The following is a 944-nucleotide window of genomic DNA, read 5'->3' as shown; positions in this document are numbered from 1 at the left end:
CTGCTGTTGGGTGGTGAGGTCCACACGGGTGCAGATTTACAAGCCCGTGACAGGTCGGTTCGGGCCTCAGAGGACGCCTTGGCTGCAGGATTGCAGTTGGGCGGTGCATACGCTGCTTTGGCCACCCCGCAGGTGCTGTCGTTGCAGGGCTGGTCGGTACAGCAAACGGTTGATTTGTTGGCTGCGGTTCCGGCGTGGTTTGAACAGGATGATTCCAGGGCCAGGTCTGAGGCGCTTGAACTGGACAGCGATGTGGTTCACCTTGAGCTGGATGAGCAGGGTGTTGTGCAGGTTCACATGCAGGATGTTGCGGCCAATAACATGCTCACAGACGCCCTGGTTGCAGGCCTTGAGTCAGCCTTTGCTCAGATCAATCAAAACCCAGCTTGCCGGACAGTTGTGTTGACCGGTCAAGGTAATTACTTCTGTTCAGGGGGTACCCAGGAAACTTTGTTGGCGATCCACGAAGGGCGCGAGCAGTTCACAGATCGCAAGGTGTTCCAGTTGGCGATGGACTGTGATGTGCCGGTGATTGCGGCGTTGCAAGGTCACGGGATTGGTGCGGGGCTGGTGTTGGGGTTGTTTGCTGATGTGGCTTTGTTGAGCGAAGAAAGTCAGTATTTGAGTCCATACATGGATTATGGGTTCACACCGGGTGCCGGAGCGACGCATGTGTTGCCATCGGCTTTGGGTGTTGATTTGGGTAGAGAAGGGCTGTTCAGTGGTCAGTCGCTCAGCGGTTCACAGATGAAACAACGGGGTTTGTTGCAACGGGTGTTGCCCCGATCATCGGTGTTGGCTGCGGCGGTTTCACTGGCCCGGCGGGTGGCCAGTCATCCGCGTGAGTTATTGGTTGCTTTGAAAAAGCAATGGACAACTTCACAGGTTGTGGTGCGCGATGCGGCCTATGAAGCTGAGCTGAAGATGCACGCCCAGACGTTTGT

At 56.1% G+C, this 944-nt stretch carries 1 protein-coding gene; it reads left to right on the top strand.

Annotated elements, in window-relative coordinates:
- Positions 1–944: polyketide synthase (locus tag B0475_RS17340; RefSeq protein ID WP_198538373.1), on the top strand; the 944-nt coding region annotated here is incomplete at both ends.

This window comes from Marinicella sediminis (assembly GCF_002000055.1).
Classification (GTDB): Bacteria; Pseudomonadota; Gammaproteobacteria; order Xanthomonadales; family Marinicellaceae; genus Marinicella; species Marinicella sediminis.
Note: the sequence above shows the minus strand (reverse complement) of the source record. Positions and strands in the feature narration are given on the sequence as shown.